Annotated in this window: 18 protein-coding genes and 2 pseudogenes; 16 read left to right on the top strand and 4 right to left on the bottom strand. The window is 44.2% G+C overall.

Annotated elements, in window-relative coordinates:
- Window positions 1-34: 34 nt before the first annotated feature.
- Both hutX and ACVBIK_RS02295 read right to left on the bottom strand, forming a co-directional pair.
- Window positions 35-547 carry a heme utilization cystosolic carrier protein HutX gene (gene hutX, locus ACVBIK_RS02290; protein WP_447168997.1) on the bottom strand — a complete coding sequence of 171 codons (513 nt, stop codon included), beginning with the start codon at window positions 545-547 and terminating at the stop codon, window positions 35-37.
- Between the two features lie 76 nt (window positions 548-623).
- Window positions 624-2,687, bottom strand: coding sequence for a TonB-dependent hemoglobin/transferrin/lactoferrin family receptor (locus ACVBIK_RS02295; protein WP_447168998.1), 2,064 nt, complete (start codon window positions 2,685-2,687; stop codon window positions 624-626).
- A gap of 334 nt (window positions 2,688-3,021) precedes the next feature.
- Here ACVBIK_RS02295 and ACVBIK_RS02300 point away from each other — a divergent pair, with 334 nt between their 5' ends.
- The 8 genes and pseudogenes from ACVBIK_RS02300 to ACVBIK_RS02335 all read left to right on the top strand — a co-directional run.
- Window positions 3,022-3,765, top strand: a complete 744-nt coding sequence (locus ACVBIK_RS02300) for a TonB family protein (RefSeq protein WP_447159548.1) — start codon at window positions 3,022-3,024, stop codon at window positions 3,763-3,765.
- Window positions 3,766-3,906: 141 nt separating this feature from the next.
- Window positions 3,907-4,686, top strand: coding sequence for a MotA/TolQ/ExbB proton channel family protein (locus ACVBIK_RS02305; protein WP_447159547.1), 780 nt, complete (start codon window positions 3,907-3,909; stop codon window positions 4,684-4,686).
- Window positions 4,683-5,096 (top strand): ExbD/TolR family protein, encoded by a 414-nt coding sequence (locus ACVBIK_RS02310; RefSeq protein WP_447159546.1) that lies wholly within the window; start codon window positions 4,683-4,685, stop codon window positions 5,094-5,096. Before ACVBIK_RS02305 ends, ACVBIK_RS02310 begins: the two co-directional genes overlap by 4 nt.
- A gap of 96 nt (window positions 5,097-5,192) precedes the next feature.
- On the top strand, window positions 5,193-6,125 hold the full coding sequence (locus ACVBIK_RS02315) for a heme/hemin ABC transporter substrate-binding protein (protein WP_447159545.1): 933 nt from the start codon (window positions 5,193-5,195) through the stop codon (window positions 6,123-6,125).
- A gap of 45 nt (window positions 6,126-6,170) precedes the next feature.
- Complete coding sequence (locus tag ACVBIK_RS02320) at window positions 6,171-7,187, top strand: FecCD family ABC transporter permease (RefSeq protein WP_447168999.1); 1,017 nt, start codon at window positions 6,171-6,173, stop codon at window positions 7,185-7,187.
- Window positions 7,188-7,198: 11 nt separating this feature from the next.
- Complete coding sequence (locus ACVBIK_RS02325) at window positions 7,199-7,996, top strand: heme ABC transporter ATP-binding protein (protein WP_447159543.1); 798 nt, start codon at window positions 7,199-7,201, stop codon at window positions 7,994-7,996.
- 119 nt (window positions 7,997-8,115) lie between these two features.
- Window positions 8,116-8,648, top strand: a pseudogene (locus ACVBIK_RS02330) (dihydrofolate reductase family protein).
- Window positions 8,649-8,914: 266 nt separating this feature from the next.
- Window positions 8,915-9,175: pseudogene (locus tag ACVBIK_RS02335) on the top strand (ElyC/SanA/YdcF family protein); the annotation flags it as partial.
- An 89-nt stretch (window positions 9,176-9,264) separates the two neighbouring features.
- Here ACVBIK_RS02335 and ACVBIK_RS02340 read toward each other — a convergent pair.
- Complete coding sequence (locus ACVBIK_RS02340; RefSeq protein WP_447169000.1) at window positions 9,265-10,158, bottom strand: LysR family transcriptional regulator; 894 nt, start codon at window positions 10,156-10,158, stop codon at window positions 9,265-9,267.
- Between the two features lie 210 nt (window positions 10,159-10,368).
- Here ACVBIK_RS02340 and ACVBIK_RS02345 point away from each other — a divergent pair, with 210 nt between their 5' ends.
- From ACVBIK_RS02345 to torD, 7 genes are all read left to right on the top strand, one after another.
- Window positions 10,369-10,797, top strand: a complete 429-nt coding sequence (locus ACVBIK_RS02345; RefSeq protein ID WP_447169001.1) for a PACE efflux transporter — start codon at window positions 10,369-10,371, stop codon at window positions 10,795-10,797.
- 329 nt (window positions 10,798-11,126) lie between these two features.
- Entirely contained in the window at window positions 11,127-12,578 is a 1,452-nt protein-coding gene (gene hutW / locus ACVBIK_RS02350; RefSeq protein WP_447169002.1) for a heme anaerobic degradation radical SAM methyltransferase ChuW/HutW, read from the top strand.
- A gap of 111 nt (window positions 12,579-12,689) precedes the next feature.
- Entirely contained in the window at window positions 12,690-13,064 is a 375-nt protein-coding gene (locus ACVBIK_RS02355) for a DUF2956 domain-containing protein (protein ID WP_447159539.1), read from the top strand.
- 253 nt (window positions 13,065-13,317) lie between these two features.
- Window positions 13,318-13,488: a periplasmic nitrate reductase, NapE protein gene (locus ACVBIK_RS02360; RefSeq protein WP_447159538.1), complete on the top strand. Its 171-nt coding sequence runs from the start codon at window positions 13,318-13,320 to the stop codon at window positions 13,486-13,488.
- 41 nt (window positions 13,489-13,529) lie between these two features.
- Window positions 13,530-14,708, top strand: a complete 1,179-nt coding sequence (torC, locus tag ACVBIK_RS02365) for a pentaheme c-type cytochrome TorC (protein WP_447159537.1) — start codon at window positions 13,530-13,532, stop codon at window positions 14,706-14,708.
- A 14-nt stretch (window positions 14,709-14,722) separates the two neighbouring features.
- Window positions 14,723-17,221, top strand: a complete 2,499-nt coding sequence (gene torA / locus ACVBIK_RS02370) for a trimethylamine-N-oxide reductase TorA (protein WP_447159536.1) — start codon at window positions 14,723-14,725, stop codon at window positions 17,219-17,221.
- Complete coding sequence (gene torD / locus ACVBIK_RS02375; protein WP_447169003.1) at window positions 17,218-17,883, top strand: molecular chaperone TorD; 666 nt, start codon at window positions 17,218-17,220, stop codon at window positions 17,881-17,883. The genes torA and torD overlap by 4 nt, the downstream gene beginning before the upstream one ends.
- Window positions 17,884-18,014: 131 nt before the next feature.
- On the opposite strand, the gene torS is transcribed toward torD, so the two are convergent.
- Entirely contained in the window at window positions 18,015-21,146 is a 3,132-nt protein-coding gene (torS, locus tag ACVBIK_RS02380; RefSeq protein WP_447169004.1) for a TMAO reductase system sensor histidine kinase/response regulator TorS, read from the bottom strand.
- Window positions 21,147-21,284: 138 nt separating this feature from the next.
- On the opposite strand from torS, the gene torT reads away from it, so the two are divergent.
- The gene (gene torT / locus ACVBIK_RS02385; protein ID WP_447162925.1) at window positions 21,285-22,349 is read left to right on the top strand and encodes a TMAO reductase system periplasmic protein TorT; all 1,065 of its coding nucleotides are present in this window, start codon (window positions 21,285-21,287) and stop codon (window positions 22,347-22,349) included.
- Window positions 22,350-22,387 lie beyond the last annotated feature (38 nt).

Below are 22,387 nucleotides of genomic sequence, written 5' to 3' on the forward strand. Positions count from 1 at the left end.
AGTCACGATATCAGCCATGGATTAACTCAATTGATTAAGCTGTAACAGAGTTAACGCTATGCTTTAGCTCAATAAACCGTGCTACTTGATCTGGCAATAACACTCGTTTTTTATCACGGCCTAAATACACCTTAAACACCACCTCACCTTGTGCACCGAAGAAATTAATCGAATGGCTTTCGGTACCTCTAAATGGCTTACTTATAAGCGCAATCGCACTGATTTCATCAAGCTTCAAATGGCCATGTAACCCATCACCTTTAGTGATTAAGTTATAGTAACCATGGGCATATTTTCCCTTAGGAAAACGACCTTTAAACTCAAAAATACTGGCCGACGTCGACACGATTGTGGTCATATTACCCCATTCTGGAAGCTCAGTTAATAATGCGTCTTTCTGCGCTAACGGCAAGATAGTAAGCTGGTCTTTTGGCAAAGCCGACACAACAGCAAATTCACTGATGTTAAGCTCTACTGCCACCTGACTTGGCATTGCGGCAGGGTTATTGTCTAAATGCTGACGGATTTGCTCAACTGATACTGACATGGAATACCTCCTGTAAAATAAACGGCAAAGAGGTCAACTCAATTTAATGAATCGACCTCGCTCTCAATTAACTTAATTAGAAGCTATAGCGCGCTGACAATTTGAAATTCCTGCCTTGTTCGTACAAAGTTTGCCACGCTTGGCGATATTCCTCATCACCGATATTTTCAACGCTAAAGTCGACTCGTAGACCTTCGAATGTACCCATGGCAGGTTCCCACGCCACATACACATCCCATAGTTTGTAAGAATCGTACTGATTAACGTTGTCTGTTGGTAATTGATCTTGGTCGGCAACATAAGTAAAGCGAGTACCAAACTTCATGTCGCCTTCCATAATGGCTTGCGATAGATCGATACCTAGTTTTTTAGCTGGGATATTAGATAGGTATTCATCGGTAGCCTTATCCTTACCTTCGGTTTGACCGTAGTTTAAACTCACACGAGTTTGGTTATAGCGGTAGCGAGTTGAAAACTCAAAGCCGGTTAGTTTAGCTTCGTCAACATTGCTCCAAGAGGTTGTTTGCTCAAAACCAGGAATTCCCATCAATGGGTTAGAAACTGATTGCTCGATAAAGTCATCTACATCGTTTCTAAATGCGTTTAAAGTAATCGCAAGCTCATCATTGCCAGCAAGATTGGCAAAACGTAGGTCAGCTTTAATCTCTTTGTTTTGTGCTTGCTCAGCTTTCAAATCTGGATTGATTTCAAAGGTATTACATAAGCCATTAGGCAAAAATCCCGGGATTGAAGGAATACAGTAGTGAGTACCCGTCGAGAACATCTCTTCCATGCTTGGCGCACGGAATGCTTGATCGTAACGTGCACTTAAGGTTAGCCAGTCAGTCGTTTTCCAGATGAGACCAACTGAAGGTGAAAACGCATTGTCATCCGATGATATATTTAGGTTGTTGCTGTCGTTTTTAAACGCGTCATAACGCACCGCAGCGTCAACTGACCAACTCTCCGCCAGCTTGATATCTGCTCGCGTATATGCGCCCCAAACTGTAGTTTCACCATCTATGTCATCAGGACGCTGGCCAGCTTGACCGCGATCGTCACGCACTGTTTTAATTGAGTCTTTATAACCATCAACACCATAGGTCAGTACGGTATTACCAAGCGTTGAACTATTATTAAGGCTAAATCCTAAGGTGTCATACTCAGTATTATCGACTTGATTCTTAGTGATGCGATCCTCATGGTAATCGGTACCATTCCAATACACAGTGGCATTGAGATCTAACAGCACATTGTCACTTGGATTAAAGCTGTAATCCAAGGTCACATTTTGGTCTTCTGTTTTACGTTTAACCAAAGGTACTGAACTACCAACATTAGTTGCAGGATTACTTGGGACTAATTCATCAATATTTGAAAAGCGCGCAGATAATTGCAAACGCTGAGCTTCCGTCGGATCCCAGCCAAACTTAGCTAAGCCACTAGTCCCTTCCGATGCGCTGTTCTCAAGGGTTTTATCATTGCCAATTTTAATGTTGTTACTGTCGTAATAACTACCATTTAGCAACCAATCGACATTACCTGCACTCGTGTCTGACAAACCATATATTGCACCACTTGTTTTAACGCGGTCGCCATTGGAGTCGTAACTTTGCTTTAAGTAGCCACCAAAAGTGTCTTCCTCTTCTAAAAAGTCAGACGCTGACTTGGTATTTTGAGCCACTACACCACCAATTGCGCCACTGCCCCATAAACTACTGGCAGGACCACGAACGACCTCTATCGAGCTTAGTAGCTCGGGATCCATAAAGTAGGTACCTCGATGACCAGAGTTAGCATTTTGACGAGCACCATCGATAGTTTGCAATACGCGCTGACCACCTAGACCACGAATTTCAACCCCTTGAGATGACGAGCGAGGCCCATTGGTCACGTTAACATTTGCTTCGTTTTGCAATGCTTGAGCAACTGATGCTGGTTGCGACTCTTGCAATTGTTCTTCAGTTACGACTGCCACACTGCGGCTCGATTCTGATGCTTTTTCACTAACGCGGGTTGCGGTAACAAGCACTTCATCAAATTCAGTAACTTGTTGCTCATTAGTTTGCTGAGTTGGTGCAGCATAAGCGCTAGAGCTAAGAGCCATCGCAATTGCGATTACAACAGGCTTCTTGATCATTGGTTCAATCCTCAAGGTCAGTATCAATAGCGTCTCGATTGGGATGCTGCTGATTGCAAATACCCAAAAAACAGATCGCTGTTTTGTTATTTTTCGGCACTTTACCTGAGATAAAAATTAAGATCAAATGAAAATCATTATCATTTGCGATCTCGTTAGGATTGATATATCTTATGCCTCTAGGAACAGCAGGCCAACCCTAACTATTTGTAAACAATGTAAATAATCAATTCTTCTGTCAAGATTGTAAAGGAGATGATGACATTGGAGTTAAGTTAGAAAATGCTGATATTGATTCATTTTTGGTTTTATTTGCTAGGTAAGAGGTTTCAGCATGACACCTAAACGTTATTTTGCTTTTGGTTGCTTAACTGTATTAATCCAAGGTGGCGTACTTGCATCGCAAAATACTGCGCCCCAATTGCAACTCAGTACAGGTTCAGCGATGGGGTCAAGCCAAGCAGTAAGTTTGTCTATTGCTATGCTAGCCAGCCAAGCGGCAGCAGAAACACCTGCAGCGCCTAAGCTGATAAACCCTCAACAAAAAATACCTGAAAAGCAGCCGACTAAACCTATTGCTAAAGCTGAACCACAAAAGGTTAAGCCTACTTCCGTAAAAGCAAGCTCTACAGCAACTCAGCTTGCCCAGCAAAAAACGCAATCCGTCACTAAGCCAGCGAGCAATCCAGTCGTAAAAGACGTTAATCAAAAAGTCACTGACGAGCCAACAACAGACGTTGAGCAAACTCAATCGCACAACCAAGCTAAAGTTGAAGCCAAGCAAGGTGTGAGTAAGCAAACTGTCGCCTTAAGTCAGCCCACATTTGCCGCACCACCAAGCCAACCGCATTACCCAAAAAAAGCCCGTAAACGCGGCTTTCAGGGTACAGCCACTATTGAAGTGATGTTCAACCAGATCGGTGAACAATTGTCGTTAACTCTCGTGGATAGCTCGGGTTATCGCTTACTCGATAAAGCCGCATTAAGCGCTGTTGAAAAGTGGCGATTTACCGCACCAAAACCACAAACAGCTTTTTCCTATACGGTGAGAGTACCGGTGAAGTTTGCGCTCAATTAACCCGTATTAGTCAGTCTTGCTTGGATAGCCGGACATTAAGGGTGTAACGCTCTAAAAATGTAGTGTTTAAGGGATAATGCAACATTATTTGTATTGATTTTTACCGTAAATGCGATGCTTAGGTCTCGCCAAGGAAAGTGAATGTCTCAACTATTATATCTACAACTATCAGAGCAACTGGGTGATCTAACCTGGCCATTGATTATCTGTGCATTTGTAAGCTTAATGATCATCTTAGAGCGCCTAGCGCTAATGCTTTATGAGCTACCTAAACGTGATACTTGGTTAACAGAACTGCGTCAGCAAGCACGCAGTGCCACGCCAGAGCAAAGACAACAACTGATGGAGCAAATAAGCCAAGGCCGCAGTATGTTAGCCAAGGGCACAGCGCTACTGTTGAGTCATGGTGATCAATCAAGAGCTATGCGCGAAGAGATAGTATCGCTTTGGTTAGTAAAGCAAAAATCAAATCTTTTATCAGGCTTGAAGATCCTGCAAATCATCGGCGTGATTAGTCCTATGCTGGGGTTGCTTGGTACCGTTTTAGGTTTAATCGAAATGTTTAACCAGCTAGGCCTATCCGATGGCCCTGTTACTCCATCGCAGTTAGCCTCCGGTTTAGGCCTAGCAATGAACACCACTGCTGCAGGGTTAATTATTGCACTGCCAGCAATCACCATGGCACACCTATTTACTATCTGGGCTGATCGTCGTTGCAATAAAATCGCCCATGCGCTCAACCTGCTCAACTTATGGCTAGAAGGCTTTGATCAAGCACTGAGCATCGGCAGTGACAGCGCGGCGCAGTTATGCTCAAAAGCAACGACCTGTAAAGAGGCTCACTGTAATAATCGTGTTTCAGCGGCTTCTACTGTTCAAGCCAATACCACAAGCGCTCAAACTGTAGGACAGCACTCATGATTTGTGCAGGTATAGAAGAAAGCACTGGCAGTATTGGCCTAGACCTGACCCCGCTTATCGACATTATTTTTATCGTATTGGTGTTTTTGCTGCTTACAGCTAATAGCCAGTTATTAAGCTTACCTGTGGATGTACCGACCGAAACAGACTCAAAGCTGACAGCAATATCTCAAGAGAAACATATTGCGATTAATGTGCTAGCAAGTGAGCCGCACTGGGCACTTGATGGCGAAAGCTACGCAGATTTTAGCGCCTTTGAAGCCGCATTAACAAAAGCCTTTAAAGTCTCACCGAAAGCCAAAGTGATTATTGCTGCCGATAAAACCGCACCAATACAACCTTTAATGACGCTACTGGCTGCTATGCAGCGACAAAACATCAGTAACACCCAAATTTTGATGGAGCCTTAATCGACACGAAATAGTCTGTTGTCAATTATTTTTATTCACCCTTTTTTGATTAGCTAACGAGCTAATCCAACTGTATTAATTTATTTGGAGTTACCCATGTTACATATAAAACTGTTACAGCCACTGTTAAAAAATAGGCCCAAGCAATGCGTGCTCGCAGGCGCCTTGTTGTCGCTATTGGTATTTAATCAAACCGCTTTTGCCCATGAAGGCCACGATCATTCAGGGCTGCAAGCTCGGGTAGTTAGCGCTGGCGCTGGAGTTACCGAATTGCTCTTGGCTTTAGATGCTGGCGATGAATTAGTCGCAGTAGACTCCACCAGCCAACTACCACAGGGCTATGATGAAGTAAAAAAGCTGGGCTATCACCGTATGTTAAGCGCCGAAGGTATTCTAGCGCTGTCGCCAAGTTTGTTATTGGGCACCGACGCTATGGGCCCTAAAGCTACACTTGATGTGCTGAGCGGTGCCAAAGTTAACGTGATCCAACTGCAAGATGCCTATACTCAGTCTCAATTATTAAGCAATATTGATGAAATGGGTGAGCTGCTTAATCGCCAAGAACAAGCTAAAACACTGCAAAATCAAGTACAGCAATCTTTTGTGCAAATAGAGCAAAAGCAGCAACAGATAGCAAAGCAAGGCGATGCACCTAAAGTCTTATTTTTACTGATGCAACCTGATAGGCCTGCACGAGTGGGCGGCGATGATACCGCTGCAGATATCATTATCAAGTTAGCTGGCGGTACCAATATTGCAGGATTTAGTGGCTATAAATCTGTGTCGCAAGAGGGGATTTTGTCACTGCAACCCGATGTCATTTTGATCTCTAATCGCTCAGATAAAGAGATTCAAAATCCAGTCGCCAAACTGCTAAAACAGATGCCACTACTTGAACATACTCCAGCAGGTAAGAATCAACATATTCAATCACTCAAGCCACAAGCACTGCTTGGTGGTTTAGGGTTAAGTGCCATTGAAGCCGCCGACAAATTGGCCAGCGACTTTATAAGTGTTAATCGGTATTAGTTGTCATAGCCCTATCGCTTCTAGAGATAAAGAGCAGGAAATATAATGGATAATCGTCGTTGGCTTTGGCCCAGTTTACTCGCCACTTTGGTGATAACGAGCCTAATGTCTGTCAGCATTGGTCCACTGCAAATTAGCCCCACTGTAAGTTTTCATGCCGTCATGAATTGGGCTACACCATTAGAGCTAGGTAGCGTTGCTCCCCATGAACAGCTAGTGATCAATAATGTACGCTTACCGCGTACTCTATTGGCGCTAACTGTCGGTGCAATTTTGGCTCAGTGCGGCGCAGTGATGCAGGGACTATTTAGAAACCCGCTTGCGGATCCTGGCATTATTGGTGTGTCTTCGGGCGCTGCATTAGGCGCGGCAATCTGTATTGTGCTTATTCCACAAGGCGGCGAATACATGGTCGCGCTCAGTGCATTTATTGCAGGCCTGCTCACCACTTTGATTGTGTATCGCCTTGCCAGCAGCCCGAGTGGCACTTCGGTGGTGTTATTACTGCTATCTGGTGTCGCAGTCGCCGCTTTAACTGGCGCAGGTATTGGCCTACTCACCTATATGGCTGATGACATGGCACTTCGCGATCTGACCTTATGGCAGATGGGTTCTATTGCTGGAGCGCAGTGGCATTACGTGATGTTAAGTTTAGTCGCATTGACATTGATAAGCTGGCAGTTTAACCGCAGCGCTAAAGCTCTTAATGCGTTACTGCTGGGTGAAGCTGAGGCGCGCCATTTGGGCTTAAATGTCGACAAACTCAAACTAAAGTTGATTGTACTATGCGCCATTGGCGTTGGTATCTCTGTTGCTGCTACCGGAATTATCGGCTTTATTGGTTTAGTGGTGCCACATCTTGTGCGAATGATGGTGGGGCCTGATCATAAACAGCTTTTACCCCTTAGCGCTATGTTAGGGGCAGCAATCTTAGCCTTAGCTGATATCGGTGCGCGTTCACTAGTGCCGCCGTCTGAACTCCCCGTTGGTTTAGTTACCGCATTATTGGGCGCACCATTCTTTATTGTGTTGCTACTTAAGCAACGTCATCGCTTAGTTTAAGGTCAATCATTATGCAGACTTACAACCCAAACTCGGCGCCAAATGTGCTTGAAGTAAACCAATTATCGGTGCGCATTGGTCACAAACCGGTACTTACTGATATTAACCTGCAAATTAAAGCCGGCGAGGTGACCGCGCTGCTAGGCCCCAATGGTGCAGGCAAGTCCACCCTACTCAAAAGCCTTTGCCAAGACGTTGAAGTAGAGGCGGGCAACATTAAAATTCATGGTAAATCGCTTAGTTCATGGGACAGACAACAGCTAGCCAAGTCTATGGCAGTGTTGCCGCAACATGCCTCACTCACCTTTCCATTTAAGGTACGCGAGGTAGTGGAGATGGGCTTGTATCCACTATCTCTTAACCAACAACAAGGCAAAAGGCTTGTTGCTGAGCAGCTTGAACAAGTAGCGCTTTCGCACTTAAAAGAGCGCAGCTATCCGACCCTCTCTGGAGGAGAAAAACAGCGAGTACAATTGGCGCGCGTGCTAACTCAGCTTGCACAGTCTGAGCAATCGCCGATCTTATTGCTCGATGAACCGACTTCAGCACTCGATTTAGCCCAGCAACATCGTGTATTAGGCTTGGCACGTAGCCTTGCCCATGAACAAAATCATGCGGTAATAGTGGTGCTACACGACCTTAACCAAGCCTCACGCTATGCTGACCGATTAGTGGTGTTAGAAAATGGTTGTATCGTCAGCGATGGCATTCCTAGTGAAACCTTAACGCCAGAAACAGTAAGGCAGGTGTGGCATTACGATCCCGTGGTGGTCATGGAACCCGGTAAGCAAACGCCTTTACTGTTCTAGAAAAACCGACTTCGATTAGCATTCTCAACCTAAAAGACGAGTCATAGTTGCCCTACTGGAGACTCGCTTTTTGCATCACTTAAAGTACACTGTTTTTCTAAATAAATTCAGAGCTTACTATGTCAAATATCGTATATATCGCCACCAGCCTTGACGGTTTTATTGCTGACAAAAACAACCAGGTTTATTGGTTACATGATGTGCCTAACTCTGATGGTTAAGACCTTGGTTTTTGTGACTTTATGGCGCGTATTGATGCACTGATAATGGGGCGTAACACTTTAGAAATTGTGCTCAGCTTTGGGGTTGATTGGCCTTACACTAAACCAGTATTTGTGCTGAGCAACACGCTAACTCAAGTGCCTGATGGGCTTGAGGGAAAAGTGTTTTTGGTTAATGGTCATTGCCAGAACTTATCCAGCAGCTCAATGCTAAAGGATATAATGAGTTCTATATTGATGGCGGTAAAACTATTCAAGGCTTCTTACAACAAGACTTAATTGATGAGCTGATTATAACTACGATTCCGGTATTGCTTGGTGGTGGGATATCCCTATTTGGCGAGCTTGCTACGCAGCTTAAATTTAAGCATGTTCAAGCCGAGCGCTTACTTGACTGCCTAGTGCAAAATAGCTTTATCAGACAACGATAATGACTCTCAAAAACGGCAAAAAACCAACTGCTATAGTTATTTACAGCATGAAGCAAGTAATTATTGTTTTAAGCTCCCACAATGCCGATTCAGGTAATCTGTTGGCCATCGCGTTTGCTCGCTGTCAAACGGCTTTTAGATAATACTAGCTATCGCCTAATAGTATGCTGTTACTCACTGGGGGCTTTGATGCGCACTTTAACCAAACTGACACCCCACATGCTATTTATTGCCAGCGTTATTTAACCTAGTTAGGCGTAGATAACAGCGCCTTTACCGATATTACTCTCAGCCGCTTTACCTTTGAAGATGCCACGCTGGCTAAATCTATCGTTGAGCAACATAGATTTAATGAAATGACCTTAGTCACTTCAGCATTTCATATGCCGCGGGCTATTGCAGATATCAAGCTAAACTACTGCACGGCTCGATCAACGCTGTCCACTGAAAAGTTACAACAGCTTGAAACCCATGAAATGTCGGTTATGAATAGGGAGCGAAGAAATCTGGCTAACTATTTTGAATGAGGCGTTTAGATAACATGTTGAGGTAGGCTAACTTCCTGCGAATTTACGCCTACTCGTTAGCTTTGATAGTAGATCAAATTACCGCTAGATTAAGGATTATCATAGCTAAAGAAATAGGCCTTTAAACTTTCAATTACACTTTCTAGCACCGGTCCAGAGCCATGACTTCTCGATATCAAGCAGCCAACCGTGGTTAACCAACCGTGATATTCATGAGCTACAGGCAAAGCTACAAGTTCGCCACGTTCAATTCTCTGTTTCACTAACCATTCAGGCACAACCGCCCAGCCCACTCCTTTGCCAACTAAGCTAACTAAGTTTTGATGAGTATTGGCGTACCATGCCATTGTGCTTATCACGTAGCTAAACCACAATTCCTTTTGCTCTGAACTGCGGTGCACACATTGACGATAGCTTTTTAGATCCGAGTCCTGCACCAAGGTCAGTTTGGCCAAATCATGTTCAGCTGCTGCAATAGTCAGAAAACGCGCCTGCCCTAATACAAAGAAGTCCATATCCACTTTAAGCTCACCATCGGCATAAATGATCCCCACCTGCGCTTTACCTTGGCGAATCAGCTCTTCAACATCAAAGGTCGATGCGGCAATAATCTCAAACTGAGTAATTGGGAACTTATCAGCTAACGCTGCAATAATGGCCACTAGCTCATCGTTTACTAGGCTTTCGTCCACAGCAATAATCAATTCATGCTCAGTAACTTTAGATAACGACTCAACTTTTTGATCGAAGTATTGCTGTTGATGCAAGATTGAGTACGCAATTGGCAATAACGCTTTAGCGTTTTCAGTTAATACTGGGGTATTTTTATCGCGATTAAACAGCTCTTGATTAATGGCGATCTCTAAATTTGAAATTGCCTGGCTAACCCCTGATTGCGCCCGCTTTAACTTACGTGCCGCAGCAGAAAACGAGCCAGTTTCGCACACGGCAACAAAGATTTTTAACTGCTCAAAACTATACATGCCACTTTTCCTTTCACAGCCTTTCTACCGAGCAGTGCTAACTTATAGTCTGCCTAAACCGCAATACAAATACTGATCTTAAATCTGCAGCCAAATATATCACCTCCCACAAGCTATCACCAGTTGTGATAGCTACTAACTTTCTCTATTAGCATTTCTTGTAATAATCAGCGTCACTTTTCAGCGTTAATATTTTTATTGGAGTACACCATGGGGATTTTAGAGCGAGTATTTCACTCAGTGTTGTTTGAAGTGCTAGCAGTGACATTATCTGTTATCGGCTTAACCATTTTTACCGATTTCGACATCAAGTCACTATCAGGAATGATGATAGCTGTAGCCACTATTGCGATGATTTGGAATTTCATCTTCAACTGGGGTTTCGACCGAATTATGACTGGTGATAAAGAAAAGCGCCCGTTAAAAATGCGCGTCATTCATGTCACTTTGTTTGAGGTCGGTTTGCTGTTTTTTTCCATACCGGTAATGGCTTACATTCTCAATATCGGCATCGTAGAAGCATTGATTATGGACTTAGGTGTAACGGTATTTATTACCATTTATGCTTTTACCTATAACCTAATCTACGATCACACCCGCGCCTTTATTATGCGCAACCGCACCATTGCTTGCTCATAACGACAACCCATTAACTGCTGACTGACGGCTTAGTTTATCGTTAGCAGTTAATTTTACACCCGCCTCAGTATTAATTATTCCGGTTACGAATGACTCATATCACTTACAATATTTAAGACCGCCTATTAGCAATATACAGATACGCATCATATCCATACTCATCACACGGTTATCTTTATGCTCCACTCACACTAAATAAGGCCGTTAGCCGACGGTGCTCTTAGCAGAGACCTTTACATTGCAAAGCCCAATAACTTGATCAATCGCAACAAAACACCAAATAGTAATAATTATCATTATCAAAACAACTTTATTGATTGAGAACTGCGATGATTTTAACACCAACCATGACAGGTATTGCCAGCCCAGACCCACTGCAACATGCTTTTAAAGTAAAAAGTGCACCTCATGCCGGTCGCAGTGGCAGCCGTCCGGTGTTTCTTGAGCCTACTCAATGGCAACAATGGTGGCAAGAACCCAGCCAAGCATCTGAACGCGCGCTTTATATACATATTCCATTTTGTCGCAAGCGCTGCACCTTTTGTAATTTCTTCGAAAATGGCACGAATCCAGAGCGGATAAGCCGTTACATTGAGCACTTAACGGAGCAACTGAAAATCGCTGCTGATACTCCTTTAGTGCAGAGCCAAGCTTTTAATACGGTTTATGTTGGCGGCGGAACACCAACTGATATCAGTAGCAACGAAGTCAAACAACTTGGCGAAGCCATTGGACGATTTCCGCTAATTGAAAAGGCAGAAGTCACTCTAGAAGGTAGGCTTAATGGTTTTGATGATGATAAATGGCATAACGCTATAGCACACGGTTTCAACCGGTTCTCGTTTGGGGTGCAAAGCTTCGATACCCAAGTACGCCAAGCTGCTGGTCGTTTTGATGATAGAGATTATTTAATTAACCGCCTACAGCAATTGAGGCAACACCCTAGCGCCAGTATTGTGATTGATTTGATTTTTGGCTTACCAGGGCAAACCTTAGATATTTGGCAGCAAGATCTACAAGCAGTAATTGATAGTGGCGTGCATGGCGTTGATCTGTATCAACTGATTGGTCTATGTGGCACTCGTATTGAGCACGCCCGTGAAAAAGGCAAAATTCTGGGTACAGCCCTCAGCGAGTTTCAAGCAGACAGTCAAACTCGTGCCAATATGTATGCCAGTGGTGCCGCGCACTTTGAATCACTAAATTGGCAACGATTATCTAGTTGCCACTGGCGCCGAGATAGCCGTGAGCGCAGCGTTTATAATAGCTTGGCAAAAAGTGGCATAGAGATCTTACCTTTTGGCGCAGGTGCAGGCGGCAGTATTCACGGCCACGGTTGTATGAACGGCAGAGATCTTAAACAGTGGCATCTAGCTCATGATGTAGTGATGACTCCAGCAATATCAAGCGATACCTCCTCTGTACAAAATAACCCAGTGCAGGTGCCGGGTATGTTGATGAGCCCTAACCCATCAGCCAAGTTAGATGCCATATTTAAGCGTGGCTTAGATAGCGGTAAACTAACACTTAATTTGTTGTCTGTTGAAATGGTCACTCACCTACAGCCACTGTTTAGCGAGTGGCAAAAAAATGGGTTAGCGACGCTCACTTCAAGTGAGTTAAGACTTACATTAGCCGGACGTTTTTGGAATGTTAATATGCAAACGGGTTTGTTTGAGTATCTTGCAGAAAATCCTCTTGAACCAGCAGGGCATTCGATTAATAGTACCGTTCCAAAACCCAAACATGTTGCAATGCCTAATCATGCAACTGCCAGCTAGGCTACATTTTCCCCAAACCTAAACCAAGGCTTATGTCACCATTACGCGCACTGCAATCTGTTTAAAGAGCTGATATAGTGCGCATATTCTTAGCTAAGCATTCATTTATCTATGGCAACAGCAACCCCAAAGCGTACTAACTCAAAAGCACCGATGTCAAAACCGTCAATTTCAACCGAAAGCAAAACTGAAGCGATGAAAATGGCTAAAGCGACTCAAAAGCCAGGGCAAAGCAAAGATCAAACCAAACTCATCGCCCAGGGGATTGAAAAAGGCATCGCCGAATATAAAAAATTGCAAAAGGGTAAGGCAAGAGAGCGCGATAAAGCCCGTAAACAAGACTTAAGAAGTAAAGCGCGTGAAGCCAGTGAGCAAGATCATGACCACAGTAACATTGAAGATCGCGCAGCAAGTCCGTACCTGCCTTGGGGACTGCTCACATTGAGTTGGATTGGCTTTATTATCTACATAATCCTCACTCAATAAGTCACATCTTTACCTTATCTGCCACTTCCTTTCAGAAATTGCACTAATACTAGCCATTAGTGCAATTCTCATTTAGCGCCATATTGTTTAGCATTTGATTTATTTCTAGATTCTGATTTTAAAGTTAGGTGGAGATCTGTTCATAATTTGTCATAAGTTGTCTTATCTCATTCATTGATCTCTCCATCACTATTCACAATATCTATCTATACTTAGCCTATCAAAATATATGGATTAGCTGGAGCACACGGTCATGACTGAGCAATGCCCCCCAAAAGAACAAGTTAGTAGCAAAAAAGATGAGCTAAAAGCATTAGGCTTTATCATCTTTATTTTATTCCCTGCGCTAAGCGTTACCTTGGTTAGCGTATACGGCTTAATTGTCTGGCTAACCTTGACACTTACAGGCGTTCCATCTCACTAATTTCAACAACTTATTTTAAATTCTATTAAGAGGATGCCGTTATGAGATGGTTACTTAACATCTGGCGCACACTAACTAAACCGGCTAAATATCTGACTTTAGGCACTGTAAGTATTTCAGCTTTCCTAATGGGTATTATCTTCTGGGGAGGCTTTAATACTGCACTTGAAGCAACTAACACAGAAGCTTTTTGTATCAGCTGCCACAGTATGGAAAGCATGCCATACCAAGAACTGAAAAAAACGGTGCACTTTTCTAACAATTCTGGCGTGCGTGCGACCTGCCCAGACTGCCACGTACCACATAACTATGGCCGTAAAATTGCCCGTAAGTTAGAAGCCTCTCACGATGTATACGGCTGGTTATTCAATACGGTCAATACGCCTGAAAAGTACAATGCGAAACGCCTCGAAATGGCGAGCCGCGAATGGAAACGATTTGACCGTGACAAGTCTGCAGCCTGTAAAAACTGTCATAACTACGATTCAATGAAGTGGGACACCATGTCTAAGCTTGCAGTTAAGCAAATGAAGCGCGCTGCTGAGACAGACCAAAGTTGTGTTGACTGCCATAAGGGTATTGCACATACGCTACCTGACATGGGTACAGCTCGTGCACCTGAATTGATTGCTGAAGTCGGTCGTGGCATTAGCGGTCTTCAAGTAGGACAAAGCTACTTCACTGCGCTAACCAAGCCACTATTCTTCAACGATAAAACTGACGTTGAAGCGGGTACGCTAAATATCGCAACTAAGGTCAAAGTGCTTGAAGTTGTGGGTACTCGCGCCAAGATTGGTATTGACGGCTGGAGAAAGAAAATCGGTGCTGGCCGCGTGATCTATTACGACTTTGGCTTAAATATCCTTTCAGCTCAGCTCACTAAAGATGCTGCGCTAGAAGAAGGTGTGATTAAGACATTCGAAGAGAAAGAAGATCCTATGACGGGCCTAATTTGGCAACGTGTAGAAGCTGACATTTGGACAGATACTGACTACTTATTATCTGATCTACAGCCACTATGGGATTACGCTCGTAGCACATACGATACCAGCTGTAGTGTATGTCACACTCAACCAGCACCTGCCCACTTTGACGCAAATACTTGGCCAGGCATGTTCCAAGGCATGATCGCATTCGTCAACATGGATCAAGATACGCAAGCTTTGGTGCAGAAGTATTTACAAGAGCATTCATCAACTTTCGATAAGTCGGCTCACTAATAGGACATAATGCAATGAACAGAAGAGACTTTCTAAAAGGCTTAGTAGGAACATCTTATGTCGTACTTAGCGGATCATCAGTACTTGCACCTCTCAATGCGTTAGCAGCATCAGGTGCCGATGCAAGTGACGGCTGGCTTACAACAGGTTCGCACATGGGTGCGTTCAAGATGAAGCGTAAAAATGGCGTGATCTCTGAGGTTATTCCTTTCGATACCGATATGTATCCAACGGATATGATCAACGGCATTAAAGGGTTAGTTTATAACGAATCACGTATTCGCTACCCAATGGTTCGCTTAGACTTTTTATTAAAAGGTCACCAAAGCGACACTAAACAACGTGGTGACTTCCGCTTTGTTCGTGTGACCTGGGACAAAGCACTTGGCTTGTTTAAAGACTCACTCGATCTTATTCAAACAAAATATGGTCCATCAGGACTGCACGCTGGACAAACAGGTTGGCGTGCAACCGGTCAGCTGCACTCATGTACTAGCCACATGCAGCGCGCAGTCGCCATGCACGGTAATTTTGTTAAAAAAGTCGGTGACTACTCAACAGGTGCAGGGCAAACTATTTTGCCTTACGTCTTAGGCTCTACCGAAGTGTATGCACAAGGTACCTCTTGGTCACTGATCCTTGAACACTCTAAAACGATTATTTTATGGTCAAATGATCCATACAAAAACCTACAGGTTGGCTGGAATGCTGAAACCCATGAATCATATGCCTACCTTGCTCAGTTAAAAGAGAAGGTTGCTAAAGGCGAGATCCGTGTTATCAGTATCGACCCTGTTGTTTCCAAAACACAGAAATACCTAGGTTGTGAGCATTTATACATAAACCCACAAACCGACGTGCCATTCATGCTGGCTATTGCCCATGAAATGGTAGAAAAAAACCTACACGATAATGAGTTTATCGAAGGCTATAGCTTAGGCTTTGACAAGTTTTTACCTTATCTAAAGGGCCAAACTGATGGTGTTGAAAAAACACCTGAATGGGCATCAAAAATTTGTGGTGTTTCACCAGAGATTATCCGTGATCTTGCAAAAGTCATGACCAAGGCCCGCACTCAAATTTTGATGGGTTGGTGTGTACAGCGTCAACAGCATGGTGAGCAGCCATACTGGATGTCTGCGGTACTTGCGACCATGATAGGCCAAATTGGTTTGCCTGGCGGCGGTATTAGCTATGGCCACCATTACTCAGGTATTGGTATTCCATCTTCAGGTGCCGCGGCGCCAGGTGCGTTTCCACGTAACCTTGACGATGGCCAAAAGCAACTTTTTGATAGCACAGACTTTAAAGGTGCAAGTAGTGTTATTCCTGTTGCCCGTTGGATTGACTCAATTCTTGAACCAGGTAAAACCATCGATGCAAACGGCTCTAAGGTCACCTACCCAGACATTAAGATGATGGTGTTCTCTGGTAACAACCCATGGAACCACCACCAAGACCGTAACCGCATGAAGGAAGCCTTCTTCAAGCTTGAGTGTATTGTGTCTATCGATATGAACTGGACTGCAGCTTGTCGTTTCTCTGATATCGTGCTGCCAGCCTGTACCACGTTCGAACGTAACGATCTCGACGTCTACGGATCTTATGCTAACCGCGGCTTGCTTGCCATGCAGAAAATGGTCGAGCCGCTATACGAGAGTCTGTCAGATTTTGAAATATTCACTCGATTTGCAGCACTGTTAGGCGAAGGTAAAGCACAAGAGTACACTCGCGGCATGACTGAGCATCAGTGGCTAGAGATGCTATACAACGATTGTAAAGCGGCGAATAAAGGCAAGTTTGAAATGCCATCATTTGAAGAGTTCTGGCAAGCTGGCTATGTAAACTTTGGTGAAGGTAAACCTTGGGTTCGCCATCAGGCATTTAGAGACGACCCAGAGATCAATCCATTAGGTACCCCTTCTGGCCTGATTGAGATCTACAGCCGTAAAATAGCTAATTACAAATATGATGACTGCCCAGGCCACCCAACTTGGATGGAAAAGGTTGAACGTAGTCATGGCGGTCCAGGTTCTAAGAAGCACCCAATTTGGTTGCAGTCTTGTCATCCGGACAAACGCTTGCATTCACAAATGTGTGAATCAACCGAGTTCCGTGAAACCTACACAGTTAAAGGGCGTGAGCCAGTATACTTAAACCCAGAAGATGCCAAGAAACGCGGCATTAAATCTGGCGATATTGTACGTGTATTTAACGACCGTGGTCAGCTTATTGCCGGTGCCGTAGTATCGGATAAGTTCCCTGAAGGCGTTATCCGTATTCAAGAGGGTGCTTGGTATGGGCCGGTTGGCAAAGATGGTAGCAAAGAAGGTGGTGCAGAAATTGGCGCGCTAGACAGTTATGGCGATCCAAATACCCTAACACTAGATATCGGTACCTCTAAGCTTGCACAGGCTTGTTCTGCTTATACTTGCCTTGTTGACTACGAAAAGTATCAAGGTAAAGTACCTGCAGTCAGTTCATTCAGTGGTCCGGTTGAGATAGCACTATGAGTACAGATGCTGTAAACGCAGAGTCAATAGAGGTTAACCCAGTTAATCAGGTTCGAAGCACTATTTATCAATTACTTTCGTCATTGTTTGCGAAAGAAATTGATCATAAAACACTGCATAATTTAACCAGTGAGCAAGCGCAGATTTTCTGGGCACAACTGAGCAGTGAAAGCGCCTTTAAAGCCGATGTAAATACCTTGGTTGCAGAGCTTGCTACGCTTAACACCGATAAGGCACTACTAGAACTTGCTGCTGATTATTGTGGCTTGTTCTTAGTTGGCACTAAATTCAGTGCATCGCCCTACGCAAGCTTGTATTTAGACAACAAGCCAGCAAGAAAAGGCGATGAGCCACTGCTCTTTGGTGAGCAGCATCAGCAGATGAGTGAGTTTTTGAAGCAGAGTCAGCTACAAGTACAAAGCGAGTTTCCAGAGCCTGCCGATCACCTTGCGGTGATCTTGGCTTATGTCGCTCACCTTTGTACCCATAGTGATGACGCTGCTCAGCTCAGCTTTATTCAAGACAACTTAGCTAATTGGCTAAATAACTTTGTGGCTAAAGTCACCGAAGTTGATCATGGTAACTTCTATCAAGCTTTGGCAAGACTCACCTATTCTTGGGTTAAGTCTGATGCCGAATGGTTAGCATCTGAATTAAGCTAACCCCAAAGCTATTACCAAGCGTCTATTAAAAACCGTCCATAAAAAGCGTGAGTGAACTTAAGTTCTCTCACGCTTTTTTATGTCTGTTAATCATCTGCTAATCGAGCAGCGAACCTTAATTGATTGCACTTTTACAAACCGTTACGCTCAGATTTTTGCTGCTCTATCCAAGCCTGTAATTGGGCGATTGATGCTTGCCATAATACTTTGAGCATTTCAAGCTCGCTGGCTTGATACTCGCTTAGAGTTAAGCCGGACTTTTCAAGTGCCTTGCACTGCTTTGATAACTCACCTAAGCCCATATTGGCACTACTCCCTTTTAGGGCATGTAATATATGACCAATATCGACACCGTCTTTGAGTAACCTGTTATTGAGTGAATCATCCTTGAATAAATTGTCAAAATGCACCTGACTGGTGTCTTGATAAAGCGTTGCTAGCTCTATTACAGTTTCTAGGCCGAGGTAAGTTAAGTCTTGAGTTAACTGGACTTCATCGAGCAATTGAAAAGGTGAAGGGTATTTGCCCCCAGAGGGCTCTATACTTGCTGAAGGCTTTTTACCCGCTGATGGCTCTATATTCGCTGAAGGCTTTTTACCCGCTGATGGCTCTATACTTGCTGACGGATCTATACTTGCTGAAGGCTCTTTACCTGCTGATGGCTCTTTACCTGCTGATGGCTCTGCCTCCCCCAACCAGTTTGATAAGGCTTGCATGTCTAAGGGTTTCATCAAGACTAGGTTAAAGCCTTTTTCATGGTAGTTATCTATATCATCAGCTTGCACCTGCGCGGTAAATGCGGCAATTTCTATCTGATGCTGAGCCTGCTTATTCACCTGCTGCAGCTCTGCCAATAATGCGACCCCAGAACCGTCGCCAAGTTGAATGTCGAGCATGATGGCGTCAAACTGCTCTGCGCTTTGTTGATGGTAAATTTTCCGCGCCGCTTCGCAGCTTTGGGCTAATACTGATGTATGCCCCAAATGGGCTAAGAAGCCTTGAGCTACCATGGCGTTAATTTTATTATCTTCAATCACTAAGATATGTTTGGATTCAACATGCACAGCCGTAGCTTGCAGTTCAATATCGGGTCTATCACAACGCATTAATGGGAGTGAAAAACCAAAGGTACTGCCTTTACCCAGCTTACTCTTTACCCAGACGCCATGATTTTCAGTCTCTGCACCGGTATTCATTAATTCCACAAGCTGCTTACAAATAGCTAAGCCTAAACCTGTACCACGGTCCCGGCCTTTACTCGACTCATTACTGTATGCTTTAAAAAGCTTTTTCATCGCTTTAGCATCAATACCAACACCAGTATCTTGCACGGTAAACAGCAGTTGACTGTCTTTAGCTTCAACCGTGAGCTCAACCATGCCTCGAGGAGTAAACTTAATCGCGTTGCCTAATAAATTAAGCAATACCTGCCTGAGTTTGGGCCCATCGATATAAACCCATTGAGGTAAGCCTGCATGATTGGAGCGCAGCGTTAATCCAGCAAGTCCGGCACCGGCAAGCATAATTGCCACCACTTGCTCGAGTAACTCGTTAATATCGACCGCGCGCGGTTCATTAGCGAGTTTTCTCTGCTCTAAGCGAGAGAAGTCTAAAATGTCGTTCAACACGGTTTGCAGCAAGGTACCGCTATATTGAGAGAGTGCTAACATCTGTTGCTGAGCAGCTGGCAAGTTAGAATGCCCAAGCAAGGTTAAGGTACCCAGTAGACCATTAAGCGGCGTACGGATCTCATGACTCATCGTCGCCAAAAACAGCGACTTAGCCTGATTAGCTTGCTCAGCCATATCACGGGCTAACACATGACCTTTGGATTCTTTATCTAGCTGAATATTCGCTTCCGCAAGCTCAAGTGTTCTCGCCTCAACCTTAGCTTCCAACGCTTGTTTATGTTCAAACAATTCGGCAGCGATATCACGTAATTCAGCCTGTAATTTTTGGTTATGGTCAGTTTTCTGTTTAAACGCTTTAATAGCACTCGCCATCGCGGCGAGTTCATCATCACCTTGGGTATCAATGGTTACTGCTGTATTGCCAAGGCTCAGCTGGGCCAACGCCTTAGTCGCCGCATCAAGCTTAAGTGCAATGCCTTTATAAATAACTCTGTAGACCACAAAAAAGATCACCAAAAACATCAATAGCCCTGTCACCCACAGGCCCAATTTTGACCAACTTAGCTGCTTGAGATAGGCATTTCTGGCATTCTCAGCTTCTAAACGTTGCTGCTGCATGGCATTCGCCACCACCTTATTGAGTACATCCAGTTTGTCGGTTATCTGTTGTAGTTGCAGCTCTTGCGCTCGATTGTATTGGGTGTATTCCTGTTGCAATATCATACTTTGCGGTAACTTTTGCAGTAGAGAAAATTGCTTAGATAAGGCTTTGGCGCGATTAGGGTCACGAATAATGGCCGTTAGACTTGTCAGAGAAGAAAGGTATCTTTTCTCAACATCACCAAATGTGCCAGCCACTGCTTTCCCTCTGCTGGCAAGAGGTTTAGCCGGGAGCTGCAAAGGTACACGATTTTGAAAAGAGAGGTCGCGCACCACAGGAGTGGTACGACTGCTCATGTTACCCAGCAGACTATAAATACCGGACTCCAGTTCTGGAGACTGGAACATCTGCCCCATAAGCGCAATGTTATGCACTATTTTTAACGCGCGATTGAGGCGTTCTTGAGTATCTAAATCTTGCTCAATCAATGTATCGAGTAACTGCGCAGTTTTTTCAGCGCCTACCGCCTCGGGGTAAGCTAGGCTCAGCTTAGACAAAATACCCGAATCAACAATAGCGAGCTCCGCCAAGAGTAACTCGGTACTTTTATTGGCCGCATTGACTAACTCTTTGCCCTGCATTTTTAAATTGTAAGCTACCTCAATACGTTGGCCAACCTGCTCACCCAGCTTTGAAATGTCGACAATAATATCCGATGCGCTTTGCTCAAGACTTAAGTCGAAATTCACCTCTAGCGCCTTGAGGATCTGAATTGCACCAACCATGGTCGCGCTTTCAATTGACAACTTACGCCCCACAAACTGACGCTGAGACTCATCTTGTGTCTGGCCTAATTGTTTTGCATTTTCAGCTAAGGCATTACTCGAAAGAGCCAACTCACTGGCCGCTTCTGATGCAGGTAACGCGCGGTTATATAAATATTTATCTGCCTCTTGAACCCAACGCAGACTAATACTCCCTAGGCTAACCAGCAGCAGCAATAATAAGGCTAGCAAACCAAAAGCCAGCATAAGGCGACCTGTTAGGCTTTTTGTTGATAGGGATAATTTAGGCAAAGGTGATTTTGGCAAAAACAATACACTCACTGTTATCTGTTAAGCTGGTACAATATTAATCGCTTATTCAGTCGATTCATAGGGATGTTAACCATGGTAAAAATTCTGCTGCAGCGTTTGTTACCCTTTGTTGGCTTATGTTTGTTAAGCCCGCTTTTAACCGCCGCAGAAACAGCCTCACCTTGGTTATTAGAGCAAAGAACGCCCTTTGAGAGCATACAGCAGCAAAGGACTGCAATCGAACTCATACCGCTCACCTCATCTAAAAAAATATGGCGAATTTGTGCGCTCGTACCTCACCTAAAAGACACCTACTGGACCGGAATTAACTACGGATTAGTGCAACAAGCAAAGCAATTAAATCTCGAACTGGCGCTATTCGAAGCCGGTGGTTATTACGGCGTAGACAAGCAGTTAAGCCAGCTCGATAACTGTATGAAACACAACTTTGACGCGATTTTGCTCGGTGGTGTTCGCCCCGATATTTTAGACCTTTACCAGGCCCCAATTAATAAACCCGTTATCGCGCTGGTTAATCGGCTGGCTCACGAAAAAATCAATACTCGCATCGGTGTTAACTGGTATCAGATGGGCTATATTGCTGGTCACTATATTAAACAACAGGCCCACAAGCCTGCCAACCTTGCCTTGTTAACTGGCCCAGATAAATTAGGTGGCAGCGACCTTGTTGAGCAAGGCCTATCTGCAGCGTTAAAAGGCAGCTTAGTTAGCATTAGCGCTATTCACCACGCCGACAATAATCGCAACCTGTACCGTGATGAATTAGAGTCCCTACTCAGTAAGCAAACTCCAGATTATATTTTAGGTAGTGCTGTAGCCATAGAGGCGGGGGTTAGCATGCTGCGTCAGTATCAGCTAACCGATAAAGTAAAGCTTATCAGCAGCTATTTATCCCCAGCGATATTGCGCGGAATTTATCGTGATAAAGTGGAGTTTAGTAACGACGATCAGGTGGTTCTGCAAGGAAAGTTGGCTATCGACATTACAGTACGAGAACTTGAAGGGGCTAAACCCTTCGGTGATATCGGCCCCAAAATCCACACTCTTTACCCAGGCCATATTAGCAAAAATGTGCTCGAGACCAGTTTACCTCCAGCGGACTATTACCCGATTTACCGAGTAAACATTGAATATTGAGCCTAATAGAACAACGACTTTATAAGCTTGAGATTATC

It is taken from the genome of Shewanella sp. 125m-1 (assembly GCF_052977065.1).

Coding starts and splice junctions, on each gene's coding strand:
- torS (WP_447169004.1), bottom strand. CDS start 21,146: ATGCTGGCTTTTGGTTTGCTAGCCTTATTATTGCTGCTGCTGGTTAGC.
- ACVBIK_RS02360 (WP_447159538.1), top strand. CDS start 13,318: ATGACTGAGCAATGCCCCCCAAAAGAACAAGTTAGTAGCAAAAAAGAT.
- ACVBIK_RS02305 (WP_447159547.1), top strand. CDS start 3,907: ATGTCTCAACTATTATATCTACAACTATCAGAGCAACTGGGTGATCTA.
- ACVBIK_RS02320 (WP_447168999.1), top strand. CDS start 6,171: ATGGATAATCGTCGTTGGCTTTGGCCCAGTTTACTCGCCACTTTGGTG.
- torT (WP_447162925.1), top strand. CDS start 21,285: ATGGTAAAAATTCTGCTGCAGCGTTTGTTACCCTTTGTTGGCTTATGT.
- torD (WP_447169003.1), top strand. CDS start 17,218: ATGAGTACAGATGCTGTAAACGCAGAGTCAATAGAGGTTAACCCAGTT.
- ACVBIK_RS02315 (WP_447159545.1), top strand. CDS start 5,193: ATGTTACATATAAAACTGTTACAGCCACTGTTAAAAAATAGGCCCAAG.
- ACVBIK_RS02310 (WP_447159546.1), top strand. CDS start 4,683: ATGATTTGTGCAGGTATAGAAGAAAGCACTGGCAGTATTGGCCTAGAC.
- hutX (WP_447168997.1), bottom strand. CDS start 547: ATGTCAGTATCAGTTGAGCAAATCCGTCAGCATTTAGACAATAACCCT.
- ACVBIK_RS02355 (WP_447159539.1), top strand. CDS start 12,690: ATGGCAACAGCAACCCCAAAGCGTACTAACTCAAAAGCACCGATGTCA.
- torC (WP_447159537.1), top strand. CDS start 13,530: ATGAGATGGTTACTTAACATCTGGCGCACACTAACTAAACCGGCTAAA.
- ACVBIK_RS02345 (WP_447169001.1), top strand. CDS start 10,369: ATGGGGATTTTAGAGCGAGTATTTCACTCAGTGTTGTTTGAAGTGCTA.
- ACVBIK_RS02340 (WP_447169000.1), bottom strand. CDS start 10,158: ATGTATAGTTTTGAGCAGTTAAAAATCTTTGTTGCCGTGTGCGAAACT.
- ACVBIK_RS02325 (WP_447159543.1), top strand. CDS start 7,199: ATGCAGACTTACAACCCAAACTCGGCGCCAAATGTGCTTGAAGTAAAC.
- ACVBIK_RS02300 (WP_447159548.1), top strand. CDS start 3,022: ATGACACCTAAACGTTATTTTGCTTTTGGTTGCTTAACTGTATTAATC.
- ACVBIK_RS02295 (WP_447168998.1), bottom strand. CDS start 2,687: ATGATCAAGAAGCCTGTTGTAATCGCAATTGCGATGGCTCTTAGCTCT.
- hutW (WP_447169002.1), top strand. CDS start 11,127: ATGATTTTAACACCAACCATGACAGGTATTGCCAGCCCAGACCCACTG.
- torA (WP_447159536.1), top strand. CDS start 14,723: ATGAACAGAAGAGACTTTCTAAAAGGCTTAGTAGGAACATCTTATGTC.